This window comes from Sporosarcina sp. P2 (assembly GCF_002743255.1).
Taxonomy (GTDB): domain Bacteria; phylum Bacillota; class Bacilli; order Bacillales_A; family Planococcaceae; genus Sporosarcina.
In genome coordinates this window covers 475,251-483,247 of record NZ_PDYY01000001.1, presented here as the reverse complement: position 1 = coordinate 483,247, position 7,997 = coordinate 475,251, and the positions used below count along the sequence as shown (strand labels likewise).

General features: G+C 44.9%; 10 protein-coding genes. All 10 read right to left on the bottom strand.

Annotation, left to right across the window (positions count from 1 at the left end; all coding sequences use genetic code 11):
• Positions 1-326: 326 nt before the first annotated feature.
• The 10 genes from CSV67_RS02290 to CSV67_RS02245 all read right to left on the bottom strand — a co-directional run bounded on the left by CSV67_RS02290 (position 327) and on the right by CSV67_RS02245 (position 7,926).
• A complete protein-coding gene (locus CSV67_RS02290) occupies positions 327-977 on the bottom strand; it encodes a CAP domain-containing protein (RefSeq protein ID WP_099629993.1) in 651 nt (216 codons plus the stop codon).
• A gap of 178 nt (positions 978-1,155) precedes the next feature.
• Positions 1,156-2,055 (bottom strand): CobW family GTP-binding protein, encoded by a 900-nt coding sequence (locus CSV67_RS02285; RefSeq protein ID WP_099629992.1) that lies wholly within the window; start codon positions 2,053-2,055, stop codon positions 1,156-1,158.
• 64 nt (positions 2,056-2,119) lie between these two features.
• The gene (locus tag CSV67_RS02280) at positions 2,120-3,616 is read right to left on the bottom strand and encodes a lmo1851 family serine protease (RefSeq protein ID WP_099629991.1); all 1,497 of its coding nucleotides are present in this window, start codon (positions 3,614-3,616) and stop codon (positions 2,120-2,122) included.
• A gap of 75 nt (positions 3,617-3,691) precedes the next feature.
• A complete protein-coding gene (gene deoD / locus CSV67_RS02275; protein ID WP_099629990.1) occupies positions 3,692-4,396 on the bottom strand; it encodes a purine-nucleoside phosphorylase in 705 nt (234 codons plus the stop codon).
• Positions 4,397-4,473: 77 nt separating this feature from the next.
• On the bottom strand, positions 4,474-4,698 hold the full coding sequence (locus CSV67_RS02270) for a YozE family protein (protein WP_099629989.1): 225 nt from the start codon (positions 4,696-4,698) through the stop codon (positions 4,474-4,476).
• A 15-nt stretch (positions 4,699-4,713) separates the two neighbouring features.
• The gene (gene msrB, locus CSV67_RS02265; RefSeq protein WP_099629988.1) at positions 4,714-5,139 is read right to left on the bottom strand and encodes a peptide-methionine (R)-S-oxide reductase MsrB; all 426 of its coding nucleotides are present in this window, start codon (positions 5,137-5,139) and stop codon (positions 4,714-4,716) included.
• Positions 5,136-5,666 (bottom strand): peptide-methionine (S)-S-oxide reductase MsrA, encoded by a 531-nt coding sequence (gene msrA, locus CSV67_RS02260; protein WP_099629987.1) that lies wholly within the window; start codon positions 5,664-5,666, stop codon positions 5,136-5,138. Before msrA ends, msrB begins: the two co-directional genes overlap by 4 nt.
• 13 nt (positions 5,667-5,679) lie before the next feature.
• Positions 5,680-6,252: a YpmS family protein gene (locus CSV67_RS02255; protein ID WP_099629986.1), complete on the bottom strand. Its 573-nt coding sequence runs from the start codon at positions 6,250-6,252 to the stop codon at positions 5,680-5,682.
• 8 nt (positions 6,253-6,260) lie between these two features.
• On the bottom strand, positions 6,261-7,064 hold the full coding sequence (locus tag CSV67_RS02250; protein WP_099629985.1) for a GDSL-type esterase/lipase family protein: 804 nt from the start codon (positions 7,062-7,064) through the stop codon (positions 6,261-6,263).
• Between the two features lie 25 nt (positions 7,065-7,089).
• Complete coding sequence (locus tag CSV67_RS02245; RefSeq protein ID WP_099629984.1) at positions 7,090-7,926, bottom strand: DegV family protein; 837 nt, start codon at positions 7,924-7,926, stop codon at positions 7,090-7,092.
• Positions 7,927-7,997: the final 71 nt, after the last annotated feature.

Here is a 7,997-nt window from a genome sequence, read left to right as displayed (position 1 = left end):
ACAGTTGTCACTTTAACTGTTCCTCCACGAAAGTACAGCAAGCGTAGCGCGGTAGGTTTTTCAAAATAAACGCTCAATAAATGGTGTCCACTTTCTTGACAGAAGACCATATCCGCTCTATTGTCACCGCCAACCGCTCTAACAGGATCCAAAAGCGCTCATACTTTACGTCAAGCGCTCTATACTACTCCGTAACCGCTCTATTGCCAAAGCTTCTCTAGTAATCTTGATCTATCTCTCGAACTCACACTACGAAAAAAACAAAGTCTCAAACTCTCTTCATTAAAAAAAGATCAATGGACGTATATCCATTGACCTTCAAATTTTTATTTCTGTATAAACTGCTGCGTCCAATAATGGCCATTCGCATCATACCCAATACCTATATGCGTGAACTCGGGCGTCAAGATATTCTGACGGTGTCCAGCTGAATTCATCCAAGCTGTTACGACATCTTGTGCGCTACGCTGACCCATTGCGATATTCTCGGCTGCCGAACGGTATGTAACGCCGTTTTGCTTCATTTGATCAAACGGTGAACCGTATGTCGGACTCGTATGAGAGAAATAGTTGTTTGTTGCCATATCCGCTGATTTCTGCTTTGCGGATTTCTGCAAGGCTGCATCGATCTGCAACGGCTTGAGTCCTGCCTTCGTACGTTCCGCATTCGTCAAATCGAGTACGGCTTGCTCTGTAGCGGACACATTCGCTGTTTGTTGCTGTGTCGGCTTGTCTGTTTGTGGCTTTTTCACTGGTTCGTTTGGTTGAGTTGGTTGTTGTAGTGTTGGTTGTGCTACCGGTTTGCTCGGTTGTTGTGGCTTCTGATAGTTACTCCAGTAATACGAGTACACCTGCTGATTTGCGACGGCACAATTATACGTCTGTGTTTGCACCTGATTTGTCGTGCTTGCCTCTGCTGCATGAGTAGGCAATAAAATAGCTGAGCTTAATAAGATGAGTGATAAAGGTTTTTTCATCTTGGTCCCTCCTTTTCTACGTGACCTAGCATAACGTAAAAGAATAGGAGAGATTCTGGTCATTCCTACCAATTTGTCCAATGAACTCTACAAAGCTATGGAATGAGAGTTTTAGAGTGATTTAATTGGCAACCTTATCCAATGGAGAACACTATTAACAATAGATCGCTATTGACAACTAGTTTTTGGGCAAGTACTCGATGTCAGTAAGTTGCTCCCCGATGATTACCAACTTGGACGGGATTTGCATATATTCCGGTATCCAGTTGACCATGCCGTATGCATATTGGAATAAATGGGAGTACCGCGAACCTTCTAGTTGGATATAGCCTTTCATGCGGTACACGCTATCCGGTAATGTCCGCACCCAGTCTTCAAAATGTTCTTGGTTGATCGGTGTATCAAACGACAAAACTTTTGATGCAAGTGGCAAACCACCCCCTGTAGAGACCGGCTGTTTCGGTACCGCCGCTTTGACCATCTTCTCGACATAGTGGAAATCGACTTTCGCGTTCACTGTCTGGACAAGCGGTGCATAACTATTAAATTGTGTCACTTGCATCGTCACGAAGGCCAATTGAGTATCTGTCAGTAAATCCGTTTTATTGAGTACCATGAAGTGTGCGTGGCGGACTTGTTCGAGGAATAAAGACTGAATCCGCGGCGACAGCTTGTCACGGTCGATCCAGCGCTTCGCATCGACTACAGTAACGATTCCCTTGACGTCTAGCTTCTCCGCGAACAACGGTGAGTAGACAGCGTCTAACGCTTCTACGGGGTGAGCCGCACCCGTTGTTTCAATGAACAACACGTCAATTTCCGGATAATCCGCTAGCAAGCCTTGTAATTGGGCTTCCGTAGATTCCGCACCCGTACAACATATACAGCCATTTAGTAATTCTTTTAACGGAACTTCTCCCGCCTCCTCAACGATTTGACTGTCGATATTCAGTTCGCCAAATTCATTCATCAATACAGCGGGTTGTCTACCAGATTCCTTTACTTGGTCAACCAAATTTACGAGTAACGATGTCTTGCCGCTTCCGAGAAAGCCGCTGAGTAAATATACATCTATCATTTAACTATCATCCTTTTCCATAGAGAACACGCGCCCAACGATTGCTGGACGCGTGGATCTTTGATTATGAATTGATTTCTTTTAACACGACTTCTTTCGCTTTCAGTAATTGCGGGTCATCTTCTTTCATCTTGTCCCGTAATTTCTGCATTAAGCCAACCGTTGTATCACCAGTCAAGATGCCTGTCTGCTCCAGCGATAGATCTTTCTGCAACGTTTTAACAGCTTCTGCTGTATCCTCGTCATAGAGACCATCTGTTTCTCCTGGATCATAGCCTACTGCTTCTAACATCTCTTCCGCAGCTTGTACAGAAGGAGAAACGAGACCTACGTCCATCTTTTCAGATGAATCGAGGAAAGGCAGTGATGCATAGGAAGGGTATGGTACTACAATATCGGGTTCAATCCCTTTTTTATGGATCCAATTGCCGTCCGGTGTTAACCATTTCGCTGTCGTCAATTTCAAGTTGGAGCCGTCCGGTAATTGAGTAGGTGTTTGAACCGTCCCTTTACCGAATGTCTTGACACCGACAATCGGAATGCCTGCAGATTCTTTTAACGCACCCGCTAAGATCTCAGACGCGGACGCACTTCCTTCATCTACGATCAATGCGACTGGAACCGTTACTTTTTGTCCGTTAGACGAAGGATACGCTTCCGGTGCCTTGCCTTTTTCTTCAGTTTGGAATAACACCTTGCCGTCCGGGACGAACAAGTCGGAAATATCGATTGCCCCGCTTAAGATACCACCTGGATTTTGACGCACGTCAATCAATACGCCTTCCATCCCTTTATCGGTCATTTCATTTAGCGCTTCGAGTAATTCTTCGTACGTATGTTCCGAGAACGATGTGATGTTAATATGTGCGATGTTGTCGTCGAGCATTTCTGCATAGACTGTATTGATCGGAATCACGTCACGAACGATCTTCACGTCAAACGGATCAGAGTTCTTACCACGTCGTACAGATAATGTGACCGTCGACCCTTTTTCTCCACGGATCAGCAATACCGCTTCTGATGAAGACAAACCTTGTATGCTTTCCCCGTCTACCGACAGTACGGTATCATTCGGTAACAAGCCAGCTTTTTCAGCAGGAGAGTTTTTGATCGGTGAAACAATACTAATATAGCCGTTTGACTCTTGAATTTCTGCACCAATTCCTTCAAAACTTGAAGATATGCTTTCATTCAATTGCTTGGCTTCTTTTTCATTTAGATAATCAGAGTACGGATCGCCTAATGAATCAACCATTCCGTTGATCGCGCCGTCAATGACGACTTGATCGTCTACGTCGTCAAAGTAACTTTCTTTCAGTTGATCATATGCCTCATACAGTTTCTTGAACTCTTTTCGTTCCATACCTACTTGATTCGGTTTGACGACTTCTACTACTTTTTCGTCTCCGACTGTCAGTGCAACGACGGTAACGGCGGCTGTCGCCAGCACAAGGAAAAAAATGAGCATGATCAGAGAAAACGGTTTGAGCCGAATATAGCGAGTAGGTTTCGGCGCTTCCGTTTCGGATTCCCCGTTCTCATGCGAATCGTTTTCGTTCATTGTCTTCCCTACCTTCCATATCCCTGCAAAAGACCGCTGCCAAGAGCGGTCTTTTGTAGGTTTCTATCTATTCTATTATTCAGCAATTGCTGCGTCTAGCGCGACTTCGATCATTTCATTAAATGTCGTTTGACGCTCTTCAGGAGTAGTAATTTCTCCTGTTAGGATGTGGTCACTTACTGTCAGAACAGCGAGTGCTTGTCGGCCATAACGAGCAGCTAGCGTATAGAGTGCTGCTGCTTCCATTTCCACGGCCAATACACCATGACGCGCTAATTTTTCATGCTGTGCGTCTTCATTATAGAAGAAGTCTTCTGTGTAGACGTTACCGACTTGTAAATGCAAGCCTTTTTCTTTTCCTGCATTGTACGCTTTCGTCAGTAAATCAAAATTCGCAATCGGTGCAAAGCGAATCGGACCGAATGTTACGTCGTTTAATGAGGAGTTGGTCGTTGCACCTTGTGCCAGGATAACGTCACGCACTTTCACGTCTTTTTGAATCGCGCCACATGTTCCAACACGGATCAATTTCTGAACGCCAAATTCTTGCATTAACTCTGTTACATAGATAGAAATAGACGGCACACCCATGCCTGTACCTTGTACGGAAATACGTTTGCCTTTGTATGTTCCTGTAAAGCCAAACATGTTCCGCACTTCGTTGTACTGTACGACGTCTTCTAAAAATGTTTCCGCGATATATTTTGCGCGCAATGGATCTCCTGGGAGTAGAACCGTTTCTGCGATATCGCCTGGTTTTGCATCAATATGTATACTCATCTTTTTTCAGCCTCATTTCACTAATTTGTTTTTATCATACAGTGAATAATGGCGAGATGCAATGAAACCCTCGCCATTTACCTGCTGCAAAGTTCTTGATAGATAGCGTATATTTCATCAAACGTAGTAGAACGTAAATGATCATCCGCCATATCCTCTACGTAACGAGACAATGAATCGAAATCCTCTTCATCTTTCGGGAAACCGGCATCGAGAAACATCCTATCTGCAAACAACGCCTTTTCATCGTCTTGATCACCGCCACGGTAACGTAGCGCGAAATGGTAAAAGGATCGATCCATCGTCGTCACCTTCCTTCATTCAAATAACCCCTTGTATTCTTCATAGCCTTCCTTTTCTAGATCACGCACCGGAACGAAACGTAATGCAGCGGAGTTGATGCAATAACGCAAGCCGCCTTGCTCTGCTGGTCCGTCTGGGAAGACATGTCCTAAGTGAGAATCCGCTGTCTTACTGCGTACTTCTGTGCGGCGCATGCCGTGAGTTGTATCAAAATGCTCAGTAACTTCCACAGCTTCAATTGGTTTCGTGAAGCTTGGCCATCCACAACCTGCATCGTATTTATCATTTGAACTAAATAACGGCTTGCCTGACACGATGTCTACATAGATTCCGTCTTCATAGTGTGCATCATATTCATTACGAAATGGTGGTTCTGTACCATTTTCTTGCGTCACATGATACTGCATCTCTGTCAATTCAGTACGTAAGTCTTTTTTCATGAACGATCCCCCCAATTCTTTTCGATAAATCCTGCGCGTCCTGATCCGACAGTGTAACGCGCATAATGGTCTGGGTTCTTCTCGTAATACCGCTGGTGATATTCTTCAGCGGGATAGAACACGTCCGCTGGGAAAATATCTGTCACGATGGGCGCGCTAAACTTGCCGCTATCTTGCAAAGCTTGCTTCGAACGTTCTGCCGCTTGTCGTTGCTCGTCCGAGTGTGTGTAGATGGCTGACTTATACGATTCGCCACGGTCATGGAACTGACCCCCTGCATCAGTAGGGTCTATCACTTGCCAGAAAATATCAAATAATTCTTCGTAACGAATGACACGATCGTCGAATTCAATCTCTACAGCTTCCCGGTGACCGGTTGTATTGGTACAAACTTCTTTGTAAGTTGGATTGACAGTATGTCCGCCAGTATAGCCACTCGTAACCGAATGTACTCCATCGTACTGGTCGAATGGCTTTACCATACACCAGAAGCACCCGCCTGCGAAAGTTGCGTATTGTATTGCCATAGTCGTTGCCCCCTTAGTTTTTTGGTATCAATACTTCCAATATAATCTCATCTTGCGCTAAATTCACTTCTTTTGCCTTCACTTGGACGTCACCCGAGAGTGGCAAGTCCTTTAAATCAATGAATATTTCTTCTTCTTTCGGTCGCACGACCATCCAGGATGGAAGCTCCACGGAACTCTTCAGTAATTTCAGTACTGTAGAAGGAGGTATATTCAACTGTCCTAATTCCATAGACGATTGTTTAAGAATTAAGTTTCCATCTTTTCGTACGACTGGGTCAAAATGCATCGCGAGCGGTAAGGTATGTGAGAATACCGTGAGTTCGGACGTCAACAATACATCGTCGCGCATTTTTATTTCTACTGGCAACGTACCTTTTACGGCTTTTCGGATGTACGTATTCGCAATTCCTTCAAAATTCACTTTAGTTGTTTTCAGTGCCATCGTATAGCCTTCCTCTTTGACCGCTTGATCTTTCGGAAGAGGCGGTGAAGCGGTGGCACCACTGATAAGGATCATGAGTCCCACAAGCACCGCCACCACGATTCCCGCCAGGCTGAAAAATGCTACTTTCCAAATATTCATTCTGTACTTCACTCCACTTCCAGGTCAACCGCTGAACAGCCTTTAATTTCACTTACAAAACGCTCTTCCATCAAATCATACCCCTTACTGTTCGGATGGAAGAAGTCTGTGTGATAAACCAGGTTTTCATTCGAATCAAATAAATCTTTTACCGGAACAAAGCAGGCCATACCATCTTGTTCCACTTGTTCTTCAATCGAGCGGTTCCAGTCTGCGATAATGTCTTCAAACTCCTGTACTTCGTCTGTTACGACGGAGAACGGATTGTAGAGGCCTGCGACGATGATCGGGGCATCCGGGTTATAGAGGCGCAAAATTTCGAACAATTCTTCAATTCTCGTTTCGAATTTACCAAGCGCCTTATAGAAATCAGACATTTTCATTTGCATGAGATTCCCTCTGACTACTTTCATGATGTCATTGCCACCGATCGTGAAGACGATATAATCTGCCTGAATGACCGCTTCTTGCACGTCTTCATCTTGCAATTGCTTTAAAAACTGGTCGCTACGCCGTCCGCGTTTCGCTAAATTCACGGCGTCCACTTCCATAATGCCTTTCCATTGTTCCATGTCCGACGTCAAACGGCCGAAATATCCGCCTTCTTTCCGTTCATCTCCGACTCCTTGTGTTAATGAATCACCTAGCCCTAATACGTTTACGCGTTTAGGGATGAATGTTTCCGGCACAATGAACGGTTCGAACGCAACGGTTTCACGTTCCGCAAGCGTCGTCTCTTTTTTGCTGAATGGGACCTGGCATCCTGCTAAGAACAAGGAGAAGACGAGACTTAGCACTAGCATTCTTCTCATAATGTCATATCCTTTGTAGTTAATATCACTCCGTGTAATACATGAATCCGATCGCGCCTTCCCCGGTATGGGTACTGACGATTGGTGTCGTAAATGACAGCATCACGTGAATGCCCATCTCTTCAATCTTATTTTTTAGTGGTTCCGCCATCGCAAGGCCGTTTGCATGCGCAATCCCGACACTACGAATTACTTTCCCTGCTGTTTCTTTCTTAAACTCATCAAACAAATAAGAGACTACTTGTTTATGGCTACGTACCTTCGCGACTGGCGTATACACCCCATCCTTCAGTGATGCGATAGGCTTGATATTCATGAGAGAGCCGAACATCGCTTTCCCTTTACCGATACGTCCGCCTTTCACCATATTATCAAGTACATCCACGACGACATATAAAGAGGAACGTTTACGTACACTATCAAGTTCCTCCACAATCTCTGCTACCGTCTTGCCTTCTTCGGCGAGTCGGCATGCCTCGATCACTTGGAATGAGAGTGCGTGTGATATATACATGGAATCGATGACGGTAACATCTGCACTTGACGCATGAGCTGCCGTCTCCGCGGATTTCACTGTCCCACTCATACCACCCGTCATATGGATGGAGATAATTTGTGATCCATCCGCTCCCAGTTCGTCATAAAGGTTCTGGAATACGCCAACAGCCGGCTGTGAGCTTTTCGGCAATTCTTTTGCGTCGCGCATTAAGTCGAGAAATTCTTCCGGTTGGATTTCTACTCCGTCAATATACGACTTCTCATTGATGGTCAGCGTTAAAGGTACGACATGGATATTGTATTGAGCAATCAGTTCATCCGTTAGTGCTGCAGTGGAATCCGTGACGATATGAATTTTTTTCATGATTTCTATCTCCTTCGGGTGTAGCTATTGCGATTTTTTCGTTGTATTTGGTATAGTGTGTTGCGGGAGGT

Excerpts from the sequence above, each read along its gene's own strand:
- CSV67_RS02290 (WP_099629993.1), bottom strand. The coding sequence starts at position 977 with ATGAAAAAACCTTTATCACTCATCTTATTAAGCTCAGCTATTTTATTG.
- CSV67_RS02285 (WP_099629992.1), bottom strand. The coding sequence starts at position 2,055 with ATGATAGATGTATATTTACTCAGCGGCTTTCTCGGAAGCGGCAAGACA.
- CSV67_RS02280 (WP_099629991.1), bottom strand. The coding sequence starts at position 3,616 with ATGAACGAAAACGATTCGCATGAGAACGGGGAATCCGAAACGGAAGCG.
- deoD (WP_099629990.1), bottom strand. The coding sequence starts at position 4,396 with ATGAGTATACATATTGATGCAAAACCAGGCGATATCGCAGAAACGGTT.
- CSV67_RS02270 (WP_099629989.1), bottom strand. The coding sequence starts at position 4,698 with ATGGATCGATCCTTTTACCATTTCGCGCTACGTTACCGTGGCGGTGAT.
- msrB (WP_099629988.1), bottom strand. The coding sequence starts at position 5,139 with ATGAAAAAAGACTTACGTACTGAATTGACAGAGATGCAGTATCATGTG.
- msrA (WP_099629987.1), bottom strand. The coding sequence starts at position 5,666 with ATGGCAATACAATACGCAACTTTCGCAGGCGGGTGCTTCTGGTGTATG.
- CSV67_RS02255 (WP_099629986.1), bottom strand. The coding sequence starts at position 6,252 with ATGAATATTTGGAAAGTAGCATTTTTCAGCCTGGCGGGAATCGTGGTG.
- CSV67_RS02250 (WP_099629985.1), bottom strand. The coding sequence starts at position 7,064 with ATGAGAAGAATGCTAGTGCTAAGTCTCGTCTTCTCCTTGTTCTTAGCA.
- CSV67_RS02245 (WP_099629984.1), bottom strand. The coding sequence starts at position 7,926 with ATGAAAAAAATTCATATCGTCACGGATTCCACTGCAGCACTAACGGAT.